Genomic DNA, 18,104 nt, shown 5'->3' with positions numbered 1-18,104 from the left:
GGCGGCGCGGGGCGCGGGCCGGCTGGCGCGCCGCGCCGCGAACGCGGGCGGAGCGGGACGCAGCGGCCTCGGCGCGCTGATCGAGACGGCGTCGCTGAACGCCGCCGGCGACGCGCTGGTGGCGGTCGCCCTGGCCGGAACGCTGTTCTTCGGGCTGGACGTCAACCAGGCGCGCGGCCAGGTGGCGCTGTACCTGCTGGTGACGATGGCCCCGTTCGCGCTGGTCGCGCCGTTGATCGGCCCGGTGCTGGACCGGATGCGGCACGCCCGCCGGTACGCGGTGGCCGGGGCGTTCGCCGCGCGCGGGCTGCTGTGCTGGGGCATGGCGGGCGCGGTGGTGCACGGGGACGTGGTGACGCTGCTGCCCGCCGCGTTCGGGGTGCTGGTGCTGTCGAAGGCGTTCGGGGTGCTGCGCGCGGCGGTCACGCCCCGCGTGCTGCCCGAGGGCGTCACGCTCGTCACCGCCAACGGCCGGGTCGCGTTCGCCGGGCTGCTCACCGCGACGGCGGTGGTGCCGGTCGGCGCGGGCGTCAACCATCTGCTCGGCCCGGACTGGCTGCTGCGGATCACGACGGTGGTGTTCCTGCTGGGCGTGGTCTTCACGATGCGGCTGCCGGGCCGCGTCGACGTGCCCGACGAGCAGCAGCCCGGCGAGACCGAGACGCCCCGGTGGCGGACGCTGCCCCGCGTCGGCCCGGTCGTCGCCGAGGCGCTGGCCGCCAGCGGGGTGCTGCGGACGTTCTCCGGGTTCCTGGTGCTGTACCTGGCGTTCCTGCTGCGCGAGGACGGCGTGGCGGGCCTGTCGGGCACCCTCGCGCTGGCGCTGCTGGTCGGCGGGGCGGGCGCGGGCGGGCTGCTGGGGACGGCGGTCGGCGTCGGCATGAAGGACCGCGCCCCACGGCTGATCATGTTCGGGACGCTGGCGGCGGTGACGGCCGTGACGGTGGCGGCGGCGCTGTTCTACGGGCTGTGGACGGTGCTGGCGGTCGCGGTGGCGGCCGGGGTCGGCCAGTCCCTGGGCAAGCTCGCCACCGACGCCGTCGTGCAGCGCGAGATCGGCGAGGAGGTGCGGTCGTCGACGTTCGCGGTGTCGGAGACGCTGCACCAGCTCGTCTGGGTGGCCGGCGGGCTGCTGGGGCTCGCGGTGTCGGTCGTGGCGGGCGGCCCCGTCACCATGGTGATCATGGCGGTGGCGCTGGCGGTGTCCCTGGCGCTGCTGCTGGTGCGCAGCGCGGCCGTCGCCCGCCGTCGCCGCCGGGACCCGGCGACGACCCGCGCGCCCGCCTGAGCCCGCGCCCGGAAACGACGACCGGCCCGGGACCGCGGGGTCCCGGGCCGGTCGCGCGCGTTCTACAGGGACAGCTGGTCGGCGAGCGCCCGCAGCAGTGTGGCGATCTTCTTGGACTCGACCGAGGAGGGGTGCTTGCCGCGCCGGTAGATCTCCGAGGCGTGCTCCAGCACCTTGATCAGATCCTCGGTGATCACGACCATCTCGTCGGGCTTCTTGCGCTTCTGCTTGGCGATGGTCTTCTCCACCGACGGCAGCGTCTCAAGGGTCCGCACCGACAGCGCCTGCTGCCCGCGCCGCCCCTCGACCACGCCGAACTCCACCCGCTGACCGGGCTTCAGCGTGCTCACACCCCCCGGCAGCGCCGAGGAGTGCACGAAGACCTCACCCCCGTCGTCGCGGGTGAGAAAGCCGAATCCCTTGTCGGCGTCGTACCACTTGACCTTGCCAGTGGGCACCGGAGACCTCGTTTATTTCTCGTCCTGAATTGGCCTAAAGATTAGCGCCACGCCGCGCGGCACCGAGAACAGCAGCGACGTCCCGCGACCCCTGCGAGCCAACGGACAGAAGCTATCGGCGACTCCCGCCGGGGTCATCCGAATATCGCCCCGGCGCCGAGATCCGCAGGTGACAAGTGATCTTCAGCGGGGCGGCGGCGCCGTTCAGCCGACGCCGATTCCACCGGGCGCACCGTCCCCGACAACGGCCGGATTCAGCCATCCGGTCAGCCAGCCGGGGAACGCCAGCAGGTCCGGCAGCACCACGTCGGCCCCGTAGGCGGTCAGCTCCGCCGCGCCGTACATCCCCGTCGCGACCCCCACCGCGACCGCCCCGCCCGCGCGGGCGGCGTCCACGTCGCCGGTGTGGTCGCCCACGTAGGCCCGGACCCCGTGGTCGCGCAGCGCCCGGCCCTTGTCGGACCCGAACAGCCCGCCGACCGCCACGTCCACCGGCAGCCCCAGGTACCGCACGGTCCGCTCGGTGTCGCGCTGGTTCTTCCCGGACACCACCACGACCCCGGCGCCGCGCGCCCGCACGGCCTCCAGCGCCTCGGCGGCCCCGGGCATCGCGACGGTCGCCGGGATCGCGATGTCGGGGTACAGCGCCCGGTACCGGTCGGCCATCTCGGGGACGCGCGCGGGCGGGAACCAGTACGCCAGCTCGACCTCCAGCGGCGGGCCGATCCGCGCCACCACCTGGCCGACGTCGATGGGAACGCCGGTCTCCTCGGCCAGCCTCGCGTACACCGCGCCGATGGCGTTGCGGGTGTCGGCGAGCGTCAGGTCGAGGTCGAAACCGACGGAGAATTCGGGGGCATCGTGATCCAGCACGCTCCACAGGGTAAAGGGAGGGATATGCGGACACGTGCCGCCCCAGGCCGCCCCCGGCCACCGCCGCGGGGCTGACGAACGCGTGGACCCGCGCTCTCCTGGTAGTGGCGATGCGACGGGATCCGAGTAGGAGAGCGCGGGCTTCCCACGCGGAACGTCCGGTGTGTTCCGCCCGGTCGTTCCTGGTCGGGATATACCCCCGCGACCCCCCGCGAACCCGTTGACCAGGCAAAACGCGAGGCTCAAAAGCTCCATCGAACATCAAAAGAGGGCGACATGGTCGACAAGGACCCGAGCAGGACCTCTGCGGACAAGCCGGTGGCGGGCGGCACCACCCGCACCGAACCCGGCGAACCCGGCCGCACCGGCGGCACCCACCGGGAGCCCCGCGCCGGGGCGCGGCGGTGGACGCCGCGCGGCCCCGGCCTGCGCACGGCCCGGCGGCAGGCGGTCGGCCTGCTGGCCGCGCTGGTCTCGATCATCACCACGGTCGTCGTGCTGATCCTCGCGGTGCACATCCTGTTCGCGGTGTTCGAGGCCAACACCGGCAACGAGCTGGTCGCCTGGGTCGGCGACCGCGCGCGGGACCTGGCCTGGCAGTTCAAGGACGTCTTCGAACCGGAGGACCCCAAGGTCTCCGTCGCGGTCAACTACGGCCTGGCCGCCGTGGTCTACCTGGTGATCGGCCGCATCGTCGTCGCGCTCATCCGGCGGGCGGCCTGACCCCGCCACCGACCCGCGCGCGCACCGGCCACGACACCGGCCACGACACCGGCCGCCGTCACCCCTCGTCGCGGCCGGGGAAGCGCACGACCTCGAACGGCCACGCCGTGGTGACCCATTCCTCCACGAAGTCCCCGAGCTCACGCTCCAGCGACGTCCCCGCCTGGTCGTCGCGCACCCAGAACACCACGCACGCGTCGGCGCCCGGGTCGTCGGACGGCGCCACATGGATGCGCCCGTACTGCTGCTCGCCGTCCGGGCTGGTCACCACGTAGCTGAACGACCGCCGCAGCTGCCCCTCCTTCTGGAGCCACGCCACGTCGATCAGCGCCTGCTCGAAGGTGAACTCGGTGTCCGGCCATCCCCATTCGGGACCGAACCGCCCCCGCAGCCGCTCCAGGCTCCCGATGACCGCGCCGTAGTCCTTCACCACGTCGTGCACGGTGATCGGGCGGATCTGGAAGCGCGGACCGGCGACCAGCGTCGGCACCACGAAGTCCGCCGGCACGAACTCCCGGGCGGACCTCCGGCCGGTCTGCCGGGCGGACGTCCGGCCGGGCACAGCCCGAGCGGGCACAGCCATCTCGACCCTTCCGGTGACGGGCCCCTCTCGACACGAGGGGATGCGAAGTCAACCACCCTAGTCCGGCCCGGAGCCGGGGCGAGCCGGATCACGTTTTCGGTCGGACCGGCCGCGCGACGCGGTACGCCCGGCAACGATGCCGTACTGTTCTTACGGAGGATCACATCACCATGACGACATCTACGCGCGAGCGGATCGTGGCCGAGTCGCTCCGTCTGTTCGCCGACCGGGGCTACGCCGCCACGTCGGTCGCCGAGATCGAGGCCGCGTCCGGTCTGTCCCCGGGGGCCGGCGGGCTGTACCGGCACTTCCGTTCCAAGGAGGAGGTGCTGGCCTCCGCCATCCGCGAACACATCGAACGCACCCGCAAGCAGATCAGCCAGGTGCTGGAGCACGCCTCGGTCTACGAGGACCGGCCGCTGGAGGTCCGGCTGCGGATGACCTGCCAGGCCGGGCTGGCCAAGATGCGCGAGGAGCAGGACCTGATCCGGGTGCTGTTCCGCGACCTGGACCAGTTCCCCCACCTGGTGGCCGAGGTCCGCGAGGGCATCGTCAACCCGCTCTACGACTCGATCGCCACCTGGCTGGCGGCGCAGCCGGAGTTCGCGGAGCAGGACGAGGACTGGGCCGCCGTCGCCTCCATCCTCGGCGGCGCGGTCGTCAACTACTGGCTCGCCAACGAGTCCATGTACGAGCCGCCGACCCGCATCGACGAGAAGCGCTTCGTGGCCTCCTGGGCGCGGCTGGGCCTCGGCCTGATGAACCTGGACCGCTCGCCCGCCTCCTGACCCGGGCCCGCCCCGCCCACGGCGGGGCGGCGGACCGCAGGGCCGCAGGTCCGGAGCGTGCGGGCACCCCACCCGTGGAAGAGTGACATCCCGTGGAAAGCTACGCGGACTGGCTGCGCGCCCGCGACGACGACGCGTTGCGCGCGCTGCTGACCGCGCGGCCGGAACTGATCGCGCCGGTGCCGGCGGACCTGGCCGCGCTGGCCGCCCGCGCCACCACGCCCGCCGCGGTCTCCCGCACGCTGGACCGGCTGGACCGGTTCACGCTGGCGGTGCTGGAGGCGCTGCTGGTGCTGCCCCGGGACGTCACCGCCACCGCCCTGGCCACCGCCCTGCGGACGCCGCGCAAACCGGTGAACGCGGCGGTCGCGACGCTGCTGCGGCACGCCCTGGCCTGGGACCCGCGCAAGGGCAGGCTGCGGCCCGCGCCGGGCGTGCGGCAGGCGTTCGCGTACCCGGCCGGGCTGGGACCTCCGGCGCGGGAGGTGTTCGCGACCTACCCCGCCGAACGCCTCGCCGCCCTGGTCGCCGACCTGACCGGCGAGGAGCAACGCGGCTTCCCCGACACCGCCCGGCTGCTGGACCGGCTGGGCGACCTGCTCGCCGAGCCCGGCCCGCTGATCGACGACGCGGGCCCCGAGGCCCGCGCCGCGCTGGAGCAGCTGGCGTGGGGCCCGCCGGTCGGCCGGGTCGGCGACGCCCGCCGCCCCGTCAGCGTCGCGACCGCCGCCAGCCCCATCGAACGCCTCCTGGCGCGCGGCCTGCTGGCCGCCGAGGACGACCGGACCGTCACCCTGCCCCGCGAGGTCGCCCTGCACCTGCGCGAGGGGGTGCTGTTCCGGGACCTGACGCCGGAGCCGCCGCCGCTCACCGGGGGCCGCGCCCCCGACCGCGCGGACCTGGCCGTGCGGGCGGCGGCCGGGGAGGCGCTGACGTTCGTCCGCCTGGTCGAGGAGCTGCTGGAGCACTGGGGCCTGGAGCCGCCGCCGGTGCTGCGCAGCGGCGGCCTGGCGGTCCGCGACCTGCGCGCCACCGCGACGCTGCTGGACGTCGAGGAGTGGAAGGCCGTCCTGCTCGCCGAGACCGCCTACGCGGCGGGCCTGCTCACCCGCAGCGGCGACCTGGACGGCGAGTGGCTGCCGACCCCCGCCTACGACCTGTGGCTGCGCCGCGACACCGCCGGACGCTGGGTCGAGCTGGCGCGCGGCTGGCTGCGCACCGACCGCGCGCCCGGCCTGGCCGGGGAGCGCGACGACCGCGACCGGCTCGTCAACGCCCTCAGCGAGGCCGTCGTGCGGCCCTCCGCCCCCGCCGCCCGCCGCGCCGTCCTGGACGTGCTCGCCGCCGCCGAGCCCGGCCTGGCGGTGGACGCCGAGGCGGTGCGCACCCGCCTGCACTGGCTCCAGCCCCGCCGCGCCAACCCGCTGCGCGACCGCCTCGTCGACTGGACGCTGCGCGAGGCCGCCGCCCTCGGCGTCACCGGCTTCGGCGTGCTGGCCCCCTACGCCCGCGACCTGCTCGACGGCGGCGACCCCGAACCCGGCCTGGACAAGCACCTGCCCGCCCCCGTCGACAAGATCCTCATCCAGGCGGACCTGACCGCCGTCGCCCCCGGCCCACTGGTTACCGACCTGGCCCGCGAGCTGGCGCTGGCCGCCGACGTGGAGTCCACCGGCGGCGCGACCGTGTACCGCTTCACCCCCGGCTCGGTGCGCCGCGCCCTGGACGCCGGGCGCGGCGCCGACGAGCTGACGGCGCTGCTGGCCCGGCACTCGGCCACGCCGCTGCCGCAGCCCCTCACCTACCTGATCGAGGACGTCGCCCGCCGCCACGGCCACCTGCGGGTGGGCGCGCTGTCGTCGTACGTGCGCACCGACTCCCCCGGGACGCTCGACGAGATCCTGGCCGACCGGCGCTCCGACGCGCTGCGGCTGTTCCGCCTCGCGCCCACCGTCCTCGGCTCGTCGCTGCCGCGCGGCGAGCTGCTGGAGGGCCTGCGCGCCCTCGGCCTGGCCCCGGTCGCCGAGTCGCCGGGCGGCGGCGTGATCGTCACCCGGCCCGACGCCCAGCGCGCCGACCCGCCGCCCACCGCCGAGATCTTCCGGCCCCGCACCCAGCAGTTCACCGACCCGTCGATGGTCAACGCGGCGGTGCGGGCGCTGCGCGCGGGCGACGAGGCGACCCGCCTCGCCGAGAGGCACGGCGAGGAGCAGGCCCGGCTGCGCGCCGACGCCCCCGCCGGGGAACCGCCCCGCTCCCCCGCCGTCGCGACCGTCGACCGCCTCCGCTCCGCCGTCGAACGCGGCGCCCGCGTGTGGATCGGTTACCTCGACCAGCAGGGCCAGTCCTCCAGCCGCATCGTCGAACCCGTCCGCGTCGAGGGCGGATTCCTCACCGGCTACGACGCCACCCGCGCCGCCGTCCACCGTTTCGCGCTGCACCGCATCACCGGCGTCGCTGAGATATCCGACGACGAGAATTAATTCGCTTGCGCCCTCCGGCGGGTCTCGGGCAACGTATGGGACGTCAGCGAGACAGGAAGGGAGGACCCGGTGAACAACCGCCGAAAGCCACAACGACGACGGCAGGGCGAGCCGATATGCGTCCTCCACCGAAAGCCGAGACGGCCCCTCGCCTGACCCACGACTTCCGGTGCCCGATGCGCAGGCAGTGGCTACTTCCACCTTTAATCAGAGGGTTGCGGGTTCGAGTCCCGCCCGCCTGCTCCGTCAGGCGGTAGCTCAATCGGTAGAGCATCTGGCGCGTTGAAAACCACCGCCGCCCAGTTCTCGGGCGCCCCTTTTTCTTCCCTTTCCGATGCGCAGGCCGGAGTTACTTCGGTCGAATCAGGTTCGAGTCCTGCCGGCCCTTCGGGGCCGTTCACTCCGGCCGCCCTGTTCTCGGAAAGGACCGTTTTCCCTGTCCGATGCGCAGCCCCGGGTTACTTCGTCAAAACGAACCGGTCCCCGGGGCGCCGGGTCCTCGGACGGTCCCCCTGGAGGTCCGCCATGGCCAAGTTCAACCGATCCCGGATGACCGGCGCGCTCAGCGCCGTCACGTCCCGCCGCGCCCCCGGCGCCCGCACCCACGAGGGCGCCCCGGGTTATGCGCGAGACACCAAGAGTGAACTTTTTCTTCTCTCGGTCGCGAACATGGTGGGCGAGCGGACCTTCTATGAGAACGCGGGCGACCGCGACGCGCGCTTCCGCACCCTGGTCGGCGAGGTCGCGCTCGCCGACGTCGGCTGGCTGACCCGCATGGTCGGGTGGCTGCGCGACAGCGCCGGGATGCGCTCGGCCTCGGTCGTCGCCGCCGCCGAGGGCGTCATGGCGCGGCTGCGCGCGGAGATGGACGGCGGCAACCGGCAGCTCGTCGCGGCGGCCCTGCGCCGCGCCGACGAGCCCGGCGAGCTGCTCGCCTACTGGCACGGCCGCTACGGGCGCTCGCTGCCGTCGCCGGTGAAGCGGGGCGTCGCCGACGCCGTGCGCCGCCTGTACACCGAACGTTCCCTGGTCAAGTACGACACCGGCGACTTCCGGTTCGGCGACGTGATCGAGCTGGTCCACCCGCGTCCGGAGACCCCGGCGCAGGGCGACCTGTTCCGGCACGCCATCGACCGGCGGCACGGCCGGGGCGAGGAGATCCCCGAGTCGCTGGCGGTGCTGCGCGCCCGCGCGCGGCTGCTGGCCCTCCCGCCGGACGAACGGCGCGCGCTGCTGGACCGCCCGGACGCCGAGCGGGTCCTCGCCGACGCCGGGATGACCTGGGAGTCGCTGGCGGGCTGGCTCGGCGGGCCGCTGTTGGCGGCGTTCTGGGAGAGGATCATCCCGTCGATGGGGTACCTGGCCCTGCTGCGCAACCTCCGCAACCTCGACCGCGCGGGCGTGTCCGACGAGGTCGCCGAGCGGGTCGCGGCGCGGCTGGGCGATCCCGGGCGGGTCGCGCGGTCGCGGGTGCTGCCGATGCGCTACCTGGCCGCCTACCGGGCGGTGGAGTCGCTGCGCTGGGCGTGGCCGCTGCAGAAGGCCCTGGACGCGTCGCTGGGCAACGTCCCGGCGCTGCCCGGCCGCACGCTGGTCCTGGTGGACCGGTCCGGGTCGATGTTCGGGCGGATGTCGGCGCGTTCGGAGCTGACCTCGGCGGACGCGGCGGCGGTGTTCGGCTCGGCGCTGGCGCTGCGGGCCGAGGACGCCACGCTCGTGCAGTTCGGGACCGGGCACGCCCGGGTGCCGTTCCGGCGCGGCGAGTCGGTGCTGAAGCTCGTGGAGCGGTTCGGCGACCTGGGCGGCACCAACACCGCCGCGGCGGTCCGCGCGCACTACCGGGACCACGACCGGGTGGTCATCGTGACGGACGAGCAGGCCTGGGGCGGTCACCACGGCGAGGAGCCGACGAAGGCCGTCCCGGAGCGGGTGCCGGTCTACACCTGGAACCTGGTCGGCTACCGGCACGGCCACGGCCCGTCCGGGGCGGGCACGCGGCACACGTTCGGCGGGCTGTCGGACGCGGCATTCGCGATGATCCCGCTCATCGAGCGGGGCGCGGCCGCGGACTGGCCGTTCTGAGACAGGTCGCGCGGGACGGTGAACCGATCGCCGTCCCGCGCGGTCTGATCACGGAGACGGCACGAGGAGGGGCCCATGAGCCACGGGTGGTCCGACAACCCCTACGACGTCTACAACGACCCCAACGGCCCCTACTACGACCCGTACTACTACGGTCCCCCGGCGCCGCCCGCGCCGGGGTCGGCGGTCGCCGCGCTGGTGTGCTCCAGCGTCGCCACCTTCGCCTGCTGCAACGTGCTGGCCCTGCCCGCGGTCATCACGTCGGCGATGGCGGTCAGCCGTTCCGCGCGCGATCCGCGCGGGGCGCGCACCCTGACGGCGTGGAGCTGGGCGCTGTTCGGCGCCGCGATGGCGGTGGCGGTGGTCTACGTCACGCTGATGGTGGCCTTCGGCGTCTGAGACCGGGAAGAGTCGGACGGCCCCGCGCCGTTGTACCTCCGGGTACCGTGCGAGGACCCATCCGATCCGCAACGCCGACGGGGGCCATCCACCTGTGACCGACGGTCCGCTCATCGTCCAGTCCGACAAGACGCTGCTCCTTGAGGTCGACCACGACCTGGCCGACGCGTGCCGCAAGGAGATCGCCCCGTTCGCCGAGCTGGAACGGGCGCCCGAGCACATCCACACCTACCGCGTCACTCCTCTCGCCCTGTGGAACGCGCGTGCCGCCGGGCACGACGCCGAGCAGGTCGTGGACACCCTGCTGCGGTTCTCGCGCTACCCGGTGCCGCACGCGCTGCTGGTGGACGTGGCCGACACGATGGCCCGGTACGGGCGGCTGCGGCTGGAGAAGGACCCCGCGCACGGCCTGGTGCTGGCGTCCTCCGACCGCGCGGTCCTGGAGGAGGTCCTGCGGTCCCGGAAGGTCAAGGGCATGATCGGCGACCGGGTCGCCGACGATGTGGCGGTCGTGCACCCCAGCGAGCGCGGCGCGCTGAAGCAGGCGCTGCTCAAGCTGGGCTGGCCCGCCGAGGACCTGGCCGGGTACGTCGACGGTGAGGCGCACCCGATCGCCCTGGCCGAGGACGGCTGGACGCTGCGTCCCTACCAGCGGGAGGCGGCCGACGCGTTCTGGCACGGCGGGTCCGGCGTCGTCGTGCTGCCCTGCGGCTCCGGCAAGACCACCGTCGGCGCGGCGGCGATGGCCCGCGCGGCGGCGACCACGCTGATCCTGGTGACCAACACCGTCTCGGCGCACCAGTGGAAGCAGGAGCTGATCCGCCGCACGTCCCTCACCGAGGACGAGATCGGCGAGTACACGGGCGCGAAGAAGGAGGTCCGCCCGGTCACGATCGCCACCTACCAGATCATGACGACCCGGCGGAAGGGCGCCTACCCGCACCTGGAGCTGTTCGACGCCCGCGACTGGGGCCTGGTGGTCTACGACGAGGTCCACCTCCTGCCCGCCCCGATCTTCCGGATGACCGCCGACCTCCAGGCCCGCCGCCGTCTCGGCCTGACCGCGACGCTCGTCCGCGAGGACGGCCGCGAGGGCGACGTGTTCTCCCTCATCGGGCCCAAGCGCTACGACGCGCCGTGGAAGGACATGGAGTCGCAGGGCTGGATCGCCCCCGCCGACTGCGTCGAGGTCCGCGTCACCCTGGCCGAGTCCGAGCGCCTCGCCTACGCCACCGCCGAGCCCGAGGAGCGCTACCGCTTCTGCGCCACCACCGACGCCAAGACCCGCGTGGTGGAGTCGCTGGTCGAGCGGCACGAGGGCGAGCAGGTCCTGGTGATCGGCCAGTACATCGACCAGCTCGACGAGCTCGGCGCGACCCTGGACGCCCCCGTCATCAAGGGCGACACCCGGGTCAAGGAGCGCGAGCGCCTGTTCGACGCGTTCCGCGCCGGAGAGATCAACGTGCTGGTCGTCTCCAAGGTCGCCAACTTCTCCATCGACCTGCCCGAGGCGACCGTGGCGATCCAGGTCTCGGGCGCCTACGGCTCCCGCCAGGAGGAGGCCCAGCGCCTGGGCCGCCTGCTGCGTCCGAAGTCCAACGGCGCGGGGGCCCGTTTCTACGCGGTGGTCTCCCGCGACACCCTCGACCAGGACTACGCCGCGCACCGGCAGCGCTTCCTGGCCGAGCAGGGCTACGCGTACCGGATCGTGGACGCCGACGCGGTGCTGGCGGGCGAGGAGTTCTGACGTTCAGCCGATCCGGAGGTCACCGCGTTCCAGGCGCTCCAGCACGAGCGCGGCGGTGGACTCCGGGTCCAGGGCCGTCGAGTCCACGACGTGGGAGTCGTAGGCCCCGGGCCGGGCGAACTGCTCGTACATGATCCTGACCGGCTCGGGGTCGGTGAGCGCGCCCTCCCCGCGTCCGGTCGCCCGTTCCAGCACGGTCCTCTCGTCGGGGCGCAGGATCGCATAGTGGAACGGCGTCCCGTGCCGCGTGAACGCGTCCACGAACCAGGGCCCGATGATCCCGTCGCACGCGACGAAGTAGCCGCCGGCCGCGTACCCGAACGCGGCCCCGGCCAGCACCCCCATGACGGTCTCGTTCTGGGCCCGCGACTCGGGCAGGTAGGGCAACACGAGCCCGCGCCTGATGTACCCGTAGAAGTCGTCGGTGTGCAGGTGGACGCTCAGCGGGAACCGGTCGGCCAGCAGCCGCGCCACCGTGCTCTTCCCCGCCCCCGGCGGTCCTGTGAGAACGAGCACCTCCCCTGTCATGCCACCGCATCCTAGGCTGTGTCGCAAAGCCCTGGCCTACGGCGCTCGCCCTGGGGGCTCGCGCCTCACCAGGTCTTGGCGAGCGCGACATCGCTTCGCGATCTGACCCGCGGGCCCTCGCCTCCGGCGTCGGGCCCGCCGGTCAGGTCACGCGCTCGCGTGGCGGCTGAGGCCCACTTCGAAACAGCCCCCGCCGCGTCGCGGGGGCGGAGGTCAGCCGGTGCCGTGCGCGAGCAGGAGCAGCGCGGCCTCGGACGGGGAGCCCGGCTCGGCGGTGGCCACGACGAGCGACTGCTCGGAGTCCGGGGTGGACACGAACGTCTGCTGGGTGATGGTGAGCCTGCCGACGAGCGGGTGCCGCAGCTCGTGGACGGCCTGCTCGCAGGCGCGCACCCGGTGGTCGGACCACAGGGCCGCGAACTCCCGGCTCCTCATGCTCAGGTCGCCGATCAGGGCGGCCAGCTCCCGGTCCTCCGGGTGGCGGCCCGCCACCAGCCGCAGGTGCTCGGTCACCGCGCGCGCCTTGGCCTCCCAGTCCACGTACAGGTCGCGGCTGTGCGCGTCCAGGAAGACGATCCTGGCGGTGTTGGGCCGGTCGTCGGGCCGCTCGGGGGCGGTGAAGTCCGCGTGCCCGGCGAACAGGGCGTGCCCGGTCCGGGTCCAGCCCAGCACGTCGCCGCGGCGGCCGGTGACGACGGCCGGCACGTCGCCCATCGCCCGCAGCAGGTCGCGGGTGGCGGGAAGGATCCGCTCGGCGGTCGCCGGCGGGGCGGCCGGGCGCTTCCGCCCGGCACGGGCCAGGTCGTGCAGGTGGGCGCGTTCGTGCTGGTCCAGGCGGAGCGCGCGGGCGATCGCGTCGAGCACCTCGGCCGAGGCGTTCAGGGACTGCCCCTGCTCCAGCCGGGTGTAGTAGGAGGCGCTCACCCCGGCGAGCTGGGCGATCTCCTCCCGGCGCAGGCCGGGGACGCGCCGCCGGTCGTCGTACCGGGTCAGTCCCACGTCCTCGGGGCTCAGCCGCGCCCGGCGTGCCTGGAGGTAGGGGCCGAGCCGCGCCGGGGTCTGCATGATCCCAGTATGACCGGCGGGCGTGCGGCGAGCCTGACCCTGCGGGGGGTACGCAACGGCCGGTCTGGCGGCCCCGGGACCCCGGCGGCACCGTGGTCGGCACGAGACCCACTTCCCAGGGAGCGACAGCAGATGAGCGCGTACATGGTGATCGACATCGAGCCCGCCGACGCCGCGAGGATGAGCGAGTACACGGCCGGTTCGCTGCCGGTCCTGGAGAGGCACGGCGGCCGGGTGATCGCCTTCGACCCGCAGGCCCGGCCGCTGGAGGGCGGCTGGACCCCCCACCAGATGATCATCGTGGAGTTCCCGAGCAAGGACGCGATCAGCGCCTACCTCGACTCGCCCGAGTACCGGCCCTGGAAGACGATCCGCCAGGCGCACTCCCGTGGCCGTTCCGTCGCGGTGGAGGCGCTGTGACCCGGATCGCCGTCTACGGGGCCACGGGGTTCGCCGGACGGCTCGTCGCGGCGGAGACGCTCCGGCGCGGGTTCGACCTACTACTGGCGGGCCGCGACCATGAGCGGCTGCGCGCCGTGGCGAACGCGCTCGACGTCCCCGAGACCGATCTGCGCGTGGCGGAGCTGACCGACCACGACGCCCTGACCGCCGCGTTCAGGGACGCCGACGCCGTCATCAACTGCGCGACGCCGTTCACGCTGCACGGCGAACCCGTCGTGCGCGCCGCGATCGCCGCCGGTGCGCACTACGTCGACATCGCGGGTGAGGAGCTCTACATCAAGGGCGTGCTCGACCGCTACGACGACGCCGCCAGGGCCGCCGGGGTCACCGTGCTGCCCGCCGCCAACAACGACTGCCTGACCGGCGACCTGCTCGGCCATCTGGTCGCCGACGGCCTCGGTGAGCTGGAGACCATCAGCGTCGCGTTCGACGCCGTCGACGCCGAGGGGTCGCGCGGCACGGTCGAGATGGCCCACCTCACCGCCGACACCATGCGGTCGGGGGGTCTCACCTGGCACGACGGGCACTACCACGCCGACCGGCCGGCCGTGCGCGACTCGGTCGCGTGGCCCGCCGGACCGGGACCGGCGGTGAAGTTCGCGCTGCCGCCGGCGGTGACGATCCCCCGGCACGTGCGCACCCGGCACGCCGAGGGCCTGGCCACGCCGCGGATCCACGGCTTCTTCGCCGGCGCCGACCGGGCGCTCGTCGACAGCATGCCGCCGCGGCAGGGGCCGTCGGAGCAGAGCCGGGCCAGGGCCCGCTACTGCCTGGTGATCGACGCCAGGGCGGTGGACGGCACGGAATGCCGCGCCGTCCTGGAGGCCCGCGACATGTACGGCACGACGGCCGTCATCGCCGTGGAGGCCACCCGGAGGCTGGCCGCCGGCCCGGCGTTCGCCGGGGCCCTGGCCCCCGCCGAGGTCTTCGACCCGGCCGACTTCCTCGACCACCTTCGCCCCCACGGCCTGACCTGGACCATCGAGCCCCCGATCCGCCACCGGATTCCCTAGCTGTGTTTCAAAAGCCCTGGCCTACGGCGCTCGCCCGGGGGGCTCGCACCTCACCAGGTCTTGGCGAGCGCGACATCGCTTCGCGATCTGACCTGCGGGCCCTCGCCTCCGGCGTCGGGCTCGCCGGCCAGGTCACGCGCTCGCGTGCGTGGCCGGGGTCCACTTCGCAACAGGTCCTAGCCCGCACGGCGGGGACCGCGGGAAGCATTGCCTCTTATATTCCATTCCATCTATATTGCTGGAGTGGAATCAACGTTCGAGGTGCTGGCCGACCGGCGACGCCGCCAGATCCTGGAGTTCCTGCGCGAGGGCGAGCTCCCGGCGGGCGAGCTGGTCGGCCGGCTCGGCCTCAGCCAGCCCACCGTCTCCAAGCACCTCAAGGTGCTGCGCGAGGCCGGGCTGGTCGAGGTGCGCCGCGACGCCCAACGCCGCTGGTACCGGCTGCGCCCCGGCCCGCTCGCCGAGATCGACGCGTGGCTCGCGCCGTTCCGCGAGATGTGGGGCGACAGCCTGGACCGGCTGGAACGCCGCCTCGACGCCCTTCCCGACGACACGTGACCCGCCAAGGAGGCGCCAGGCCGATGGACAGGCAGCTCGGAACACTGGAGACCGTCGACGGCAGGCGGGTGCTGCGGTTCGAACGCCGCCTCGCGCACCCGCCCGAGAAGGTGTGGAGGGTGGTCACCGACCCCGCCGAGATGACCCACTGGTTCCCCGCCGTCATGCACACCGACCCGGCCGTCGGCGCGCCCATCCGCTTCACCTTCCCGGACGACCCCGGCTTCGACGGCCCCTTCACCAAGGGCCGCGTCCTGGAGTACGACCCGCCCAAGGTCTACGCCTTCACGTGGCACGACTCGGTCCTGCGCTTCGAACTGGCCTCCGACGGCGCCGGATGCCTGCTGGTGTTCACCTACACGATGAGCGACGAGGGCACCTGGGACGACCGCCCGGCGATGGCCCGCACGGCCCCCGGCTGGGACGTCTGCCTGGACACCCTGGCCACCCGCCTCGACGGGGCCCCGGACCCGCAGGTCGACCGGGCCTGGATCCTCGACCGCGCCGAACGCTACGTCGAGGCGTTCGGCCTGGGCGAGGGCACGACCCACCCGACCCCCGACGGCCACCTGGTGCGCTTCGAACGCGACCTCACCCAGCCGCCCCACGAGGTATGGGCCACGCTCACCGAGGGCACCGAACCCACCGCCGGACAGGCCCCGCCGCCCCGGGCCACCCATGGCTACCTGACCCCCGGCCCGGTGACGGAGGCGAGCCCCGGCACCGCCCTGGAGTACACCTGGCTGGACGACGACGCCCCGGCGGGCCGGGTGCGCTTCGAACTCCGCCACCAGGACCCGATCGGCACCCGCCTGGTCGTCACCCAGACGCTCCCGTCCCACCTGGCCGACCGCCGCGCCACCGCCCTGGCCGCCTGGCAGACCCACCTCGAACTCTTCTTCGCGGCCCTCCACGGCGACATCCGCTGCCCCTGGCCCACCGAACGGACCGACCACCTCGAACGCGCCTACCGTGCCCGCCTGACCACTTCCTGACCTTCCGCAACCGATCCCGCCGGACCGGGGTTCCCCACGGCGATGCCGATGAGAGGGATGGTGAGGACCGTGGAGACCCCGGTGGAGGTCGCGCGAGCGGACCGGCGGCCGAACGACGCGTGGTCGGTGATGGAACGGTTCTACGCCGCCGAGGCGGAGTACGTGGCCGCGGGCGGCTACGGAAAGGCCGACTACGACCAGGTCGCCGCCCACCTGGACCCGGAAGTGGTGCTGTACCAGGCGCCGGGCCTGCCGTTCACGGGAACCGGCGCCTGGCGAGGCCGAGACGGCATGGAACGGTTCCTGGCCGTCTTCAGCGAGACCTGGGAGTCGATGGAGTTCCTGGAGCAGGAGCACTGGGGAGACGGGAACACCGTGGTGGTGCGCAACCGGGTGCGCTTCCGTGCCCGCGCCACCGGCCGCGAGGTCGAGGCGCTGATCCTCCAGCTCATCACCGTCAGGGACGGCCGCATGCTCGAATGCCGCCCCTTCTACTGGGACCCCGCCGCCGTCACCGAGGCCTGCACACCCTCGACCGGCGCGTAAGGCGGCGTTCGCGTCAGACGGGAACGGCGGCGGCGATGAGCTGCTCGGCGGTGAAGTGGGCCTTGTGGACCGCGTCGTCGACGTTCCCCAGCGAATGGTTGGAGATGGCCCCCTCGTAGACCAGCAGGAGCTGGTCGGTGAGCAACTCCGGATCGGCCGCACCGGCCTCCCGCGCCAGCTCCAGGACGCGATCGCGCAGCGCCCCCTTGTACGAGGTGATGACGGCCCGGGCGGAATGGTCGGGGTCGGCCAGCTCGGCCATGGCGTTGACGAACGAGCAGCCACGGAAGCGCGTCTCGGAGGTCGCCCAGGAACGCAGCGCGTCGAACACGGCCAGCAGGCGGGCGCGCGGATCCTCACCCGCCCGCTCGATGGACCGTTCGAGCAGCGTCTGCCACCGCGTCTCCCGGCCGCTGAGATAGGCCAGGATCAACGCCTCCTTGCCACCGAAGTGCTTGTAGAAGGTCATGCGCGCCACCTGCGCCTGCTCGATCACGGCGTCGACTCCCGTGGAGTTGATGCCGTTGAGGTAGAAGAGACGGTCGGCGGCGTCCAGGATGCGGCGACGGGCGGGGGGCATCTGATCATCGCTCATACCTGGACTGTATAGAACGTTCCGTCTACCCCGCAACCGGGCCCGCCTCACCCGCTCCGCACGACCGGACAGCGCCGGACGCGCCTGCAGCAGCGTGGGGCGAGATCTTGAGCGACAGGGAGGGCGCGTGCGATTCGCACTGAACGATCTGCTCACCGACCTCCCGGCGGAACAGATCGACGAAGCCCGGGGGGTCAACGATGCGAGGGCGGCCGGTCGCAGCCTCGGGGACCTGGAGGAGCTGAAGGAAGCACGCGCGAAGAGATGGCCGAAGCCATGGGGCACGCGTCCCGGTGCGGATCTTCGTTCCCTCCGGCGGACGAGCGCGAGGCCACGTGCGCAACCGCCGACTCGCAGACGCCCTCCACCTCGCGGTCGCCAGCGTCGACTACCGACTGGCCCCCGAGCACCCCTGACCGGCCGCACCCGACGACTGCGAAACGACGGCGCTCCGGATCACTCAAGCATGACATAGAGCCGTTCCCCAGAAATGAGGAAAGGCCCCGCCGGTAACGGCGGGGCCTTTCCTAATATGAGTCCGGCGGCGTCCTACTCTCCCACACAGTCTCCCATGCAGTACCATCGGCGCTGAAGGGCTTAACTTCCGGGTTCGGGATGGGACCGGGTGTTTCCCCTTCGCCATAACCACCGAACGACCAACGCACACCCCCTAAGCGGGGCGGCAAGCTCATCGTCCGAACGCTAGGCTCGGTTATTCTATTGTAGCGGTTCCCGATTTGTTTTCTGGGAACCACACAGGGACGCGAACACTCAGCAGAAACCATTGCGATTGGTTTGAACGTATCGTGTGTTCAAGCCACTCGGCCTATTAGTACCGGTCGACTCCACACGTTACCGCGCTTCCATCTCCGGCCTATCAACCCAATCGTCTATTGGGAGCCTTACCCCACACAAGGC

19 protein-coding genes and 2 rRNA genes are annotated in these 18,104 nt (G+C 73.1%); 13 read left to right on the top strand and 8 right to left on the bottom strand.

Annotated features, from left to right (window positions below; translation table 11 throughout):
- A partial coding sequence (locus AKI01S_RS52190) for an MFS transporter (protein WP_067831911.1) occupies nt 1–1,288 on the top strand: 1,288 nt, incomplete at its 5' end.
- Nucleotides 1,289–1,350: 62 nt separating this feature from the next.
- Here the strand turns inward: AKI01S_RS52190 and AKI01S_RS54490 are convergent.
- Complete coding sequence (locus tag AKI01S_RS54490) at nt 1,351–1,746, bottom strand: cold-shock protein (RefSeq protein ID WP_067831909.1); 396 nt, start codon at nt 1,744–1,746, stop codon at nt 1,351–1,353.
- 204 nt (nt 1,747–1,950) lie between these two features.
- A complete protein-coding gene (locus AKI01S_RS43630) occupies nt 1,951–2,619 on the bottom strand; it encodes an HAD family hydrolase (RefSeq protein WP_245682033.1) in 669 nt (222 codons plus the stop codon).
- 276 nt (nt 2,620–2,895) lie between these two features.
- On the opposite strand from AKI01S_RS43630, the gene AKI01S_RS53065 reads away from it, so the two are divergent.
- Entirely contained in the window at nt 2,896–3,342 is a 447-nt protein-coding gene (locus tag AKI01S_RS53065) for a hypothetical protein (protein WP_218010048.1), read from the top strand.
- A gap of 58 nt (nt 3,343–3,400) precedes the next feature.
- Here AKI01S_RS53065 and AKI01S_RS43620 read toward each other — a convergent pair whose 3' ends face one another.
- Nucleotides 3,401–3,925, bottom strand: coding sequence for a GNAT family N-acetyltransferase (locus AKI01S_RS43620; RefSeq protein WP_245682032.1), 525 nt, complete (start codon nt 3,923–3,925; stop codon nt 3,401–3,403).
- A 170-nt stretch (nt 3,926–4,095) separates the two neighbouring features.
- Between AKI01S_RS43620 and AKI01S_RS43615 the strand changes: the two genes are divergently transcribed.
- The 5 genes from AKI01S_RS43615 (at nt 4,096) to AKI01S_RS43595 (ending at nt 11,424) form a co-directional block, all read left to right on the top strand.
- Nucleotides 4,096–4,713, top strand: a complete 618-nt coding sequence (locus AKI01S_RS43615; protein ID WP_067831907.1) for a TetR/AcrR family transcriptional regulator — start codon at nt 4,096–4,098, stop codon at nt 4,711–4,713.
- Between the two features lie 92 nt (nt 4,714–4,805).
- Nucleotides 4,806–7,196 carry a helicase-associated domain-containing protein gene (locus AKI01S_RS43610; RefSeq protein WP_067831904.1) on the top strand — a complete coding sequence of 797 codons (2,391 nt, stop codon included), beginning with the start codon at nt 4,806–4,808 and terminating at the stop codon, nt 7,194–7,196.
- Nucleotides 7,197–7,721: 525 nt separating this feature from the next.
- Entirely contained in the window at nt 7,722–9,278 is a 1,557-nt protein-coding gene (locus tag AKI01S_RS43605; RefSeq protein WP_067831903.1) for a vWA domain-containing protein, read from the top strand.
- A gap of 75 nt (nt 9,279–9,353) precedes the next feature.
- Entirely contained in the window at nt 9,354–9,677 is a 324-nt protein-coding gene (locus AKI01S_RS43600) for a hypothetical protein (RefSeq protein ID WP_067831901.1), read from the top strand.
- Between the two features lie 94 nt (nt 9,678–9,771).
- Nucleotides 9,772–11,424: a DNA repair helicase XPB gene (locus tag AKI01S_RS43595; protein ID WP_067831899.1), complete on the top strand. Its 1,653-nt coding sequence runs from the start codon at nt 9,772–9,774 to the stop codon at nt 11,422–11,424.
- 3 nt (nt 11,425–11,427) lie between these two features.
- Here AKI01S_RS43595 and AKI01S_RS43590 read toward each other — a convergent pair whose 3' ends face one another.
- Both AKI01S_RS43590 and AKI01S_RS43585 read right to left on the bottom strand, forming a co-directional pair.
- Nucleotides 11,428–11,952 carry an AAA family ATPase gene (locus AKI01S_RS43590; RefSeq protein ID WP_067831898.1) on the bottom strand — a complete coding sequence of 175 codons (525 nt, stop codon included), beginning with the start codon at nt 11,950–11,952 and terminating at the stop codon, nt 11,428–11,430.
- A 213-nt stretch (nt 11,953–12,165) separates the two neighbouring features.
- Nucleotides 12,166–13,017, bottom strand: coding sequence for a helix-turn-helix domain-containing protein (locus tag AKI01S_RS43585; protein ID WP_067831896.1), 852 nt, complete (start codon nt 13,015–13,017; stop codon nt 12,166–12,168).
- Between the two features lie 132 nt (nt 13,018–13,149).
- Here AKI01S_RS43585 and AKI01S_RS52185 point away from each other — a divergent pair, with 132 nt between their 5' ends.
- From AKI01S_RS52185 to AKI01S_RS43560, 5 genes are all read left to right on the top strand, one after another.
- Nucleotides 13,150–13,437, top strand: a complete 288-nt coding sequence (locus AKI01S_RS52185) for a DUF1330 domain-containing protein (protein ID WP_067831895.1) — start codon at nt 13,150–13,152, stop codon at nt 13,435–13,437.
- The gene (locus tag AKI01S_RS43575; protein ID WP_067831893.1) at nt 13,434–14,492 is read left to right on the top strand and encodes a saccharopine dehydrogenase family protein; all 1,059 of its coding nucleotides are present in this window, start codon (nt 13,434–13,436) and stop codon (nt 14,490–14,492) included. The genes AKI01S_RS52185 and AKI01S_RS43575 overlap by 4 nt, the downstream gene beginning before the upstream one ends.
- A gap of 243 nt (nt 14,493–14,735) precedes the next feature.
- Nucleotides 14,736–15,050: an ArsR/SmtB family transcription factor gene (locus tag AKI01S_RS43570; protein ID WP_067831892.1), complete on the top strand. Its 315-nt coding sequence runs from the start codon at nt 14,736–14,738 to the stop codon at nt 15,048–15,050.
- 23 nt (nt 15,051–15,073) lie between these two features.
- Nucleotides 15,074–16,045 carry an SRPBCC family protein gene (locus AKI01S_RS43565; protein ID WP_067831890.1) on the top strand — a complete coding sequence of 324 codons (972 nt, stop codon included), beginning with the start codon at nt 15,074–15,076 and terminating at the stop codon, nt 16,043–16,045.
- A 69-nt stretch (nt 16,046–16,114) separates the two neighbouring features.
- Nucleotides 16,115–16,591, top strand: coding sequence for a nuclear transport factor 2 family protein (locus AKI01S_RS43560; protein WP_245682031.1), 477 nt, complete (start codon nt 16,115–16,117; stop codon nt 16,589–16,591).
- A gap of 13 nt (nt 16,592–16,604) precedes the next feature.
- Here the strand turns inward: AKI01S_RS43560 and AKI01S_RS43555 are convergent, their stop codons facing one another.
- The gene (locus AKI01S_RS43555; protein WP_067831889.1) at nt 16,605–17,186 is read right to left on the bottom strand and encodes a TetR/AcrR family transcriptional regulator; all 582 of its coding nucleotides are present in this window, start codon (nt 17,184–17,186) and stop codon (nt 16,605–16,607) included.
- A 293-nt stretch (nt 17,187–17,479) separates the two neighbouring features.
- Between AKI01S_RS43555 and AKI01S_RS54780 the strand changes: the two genes are divergently transcribed.
- Nucleotides 17,480–17,602, top strand: coding sequence for an alpha/beta hydrolase fold domain-containing protein (locus AKI01S_RS54780; protein WP_369688778.1), 123 nt, complete (start codon nt 17,480–17,482; stop codon nt 17,600–17,602).
- Between the two features lie 120 nt (nt 17,603–17,722).
- On the opposite strand, the gene rrf is transcribed toward AKI01S_RS54780, so the two are convergent.
- Together rrf and AKI01S_RS53055 are read right to left on the bottom strand one after the other, a co-directional pair.
- Nucleotides 17,723–17,839, bottom strand: a 5S ribosomal RNA gene (gene rrf, locus AKI01S_RS43550).
- Between the two features lie 155 nt (nt 17,840–17,994).
- Nucleotides 17,995–18,104: ribosomal RNA gene (locus tag AKI01S_RS53055) — 23S ribosomal RNA — on the bottom strand; the annotation flags it as partial.

Origin of the sequence: Actinomadura kijaniata NBRC 14229 (assembly GCF_001552175.1) — a bacterium.
Lineage (GTDB): Bacteria > Actinomycetota > Actinomycetes > Streptosporangiales > Streptosporangiaceae > Spirillospora > Spirillospora kijaniata.
This window is presented reverse-complemented; position numbering and strand designations above follow the sequence as displayed.

Coding starts and splice junctions, on each gene's coding strand:
- AKI01S_RS53065 (WP_218010048.1), top strand. CDS start 2,896: ATGGTCGACAAGGACCCGAGCAGGACCTCTGCGGACAAGCCGGTGGCG.
- AKI01S_RS43620 (WP_245682032.1), bottom strand. CDS start 3,925: ATGGCTGTGCCCGCTCGGGCTGTGCCCGGCCGGACGTCCGCCCGGCAG.
- AKI01S_RS43615 (WP_067831907.1), top strand. CDS start 4,096: ATGACGACATCTACGCGCGAGCGGATCGTGGCCGAGTCGCTCCGTCTG.
- AKI01S_RS43605 (WP_067831903.1), top strand. CDS start 7,722: ATGGCCAAGTTCAACCGATCCCGGATGACCGGCGCGCTCAGCGCCGTC.
- AKI01S_RS43600 (WP_067831901.1), top strand. CDS start 9,354: ATGAGCCACGGGTGGTCCGACAACCCCTACGACGTCTACAACGACCCC.
- AKI01S_RS43590 (WP_067831898.1), bottom strand. CDS start 11,952: ATGACAGGGGAGGTGCTCGTTCTCACAGGACCGCCGGGGGCGGGGAAG.
- AKI01S_RS43585 (WP_067831896.1), bottom strand. CDS start 13,017: ATGCAGACCCCGGCGCGGCTCGGCCCCTACCTCCAGGCACGCCGGGCG.
- AKI01S_RS52185 (WP_067831895.1), top strand. CDS start 13,150: ATGAGCGCGTACATGGTGATCGACATCGAGCCCGCCGACGCCGCGAGG.
- AKI01S_RS43565 (WP_067831890.1), top strand. CDS start 15,074: ATGGACAGGCAGCTCGGAACACTGGAGACCGTCGACGGCAGGCGGGTG.
- AKI01S_RS43555 (WP_067831889.1), bottom strand. CDS start 17,186: ATGAGCGATGATCAGATGCCCCCCGCCCGTCGCCGCATCCTGGACGCC.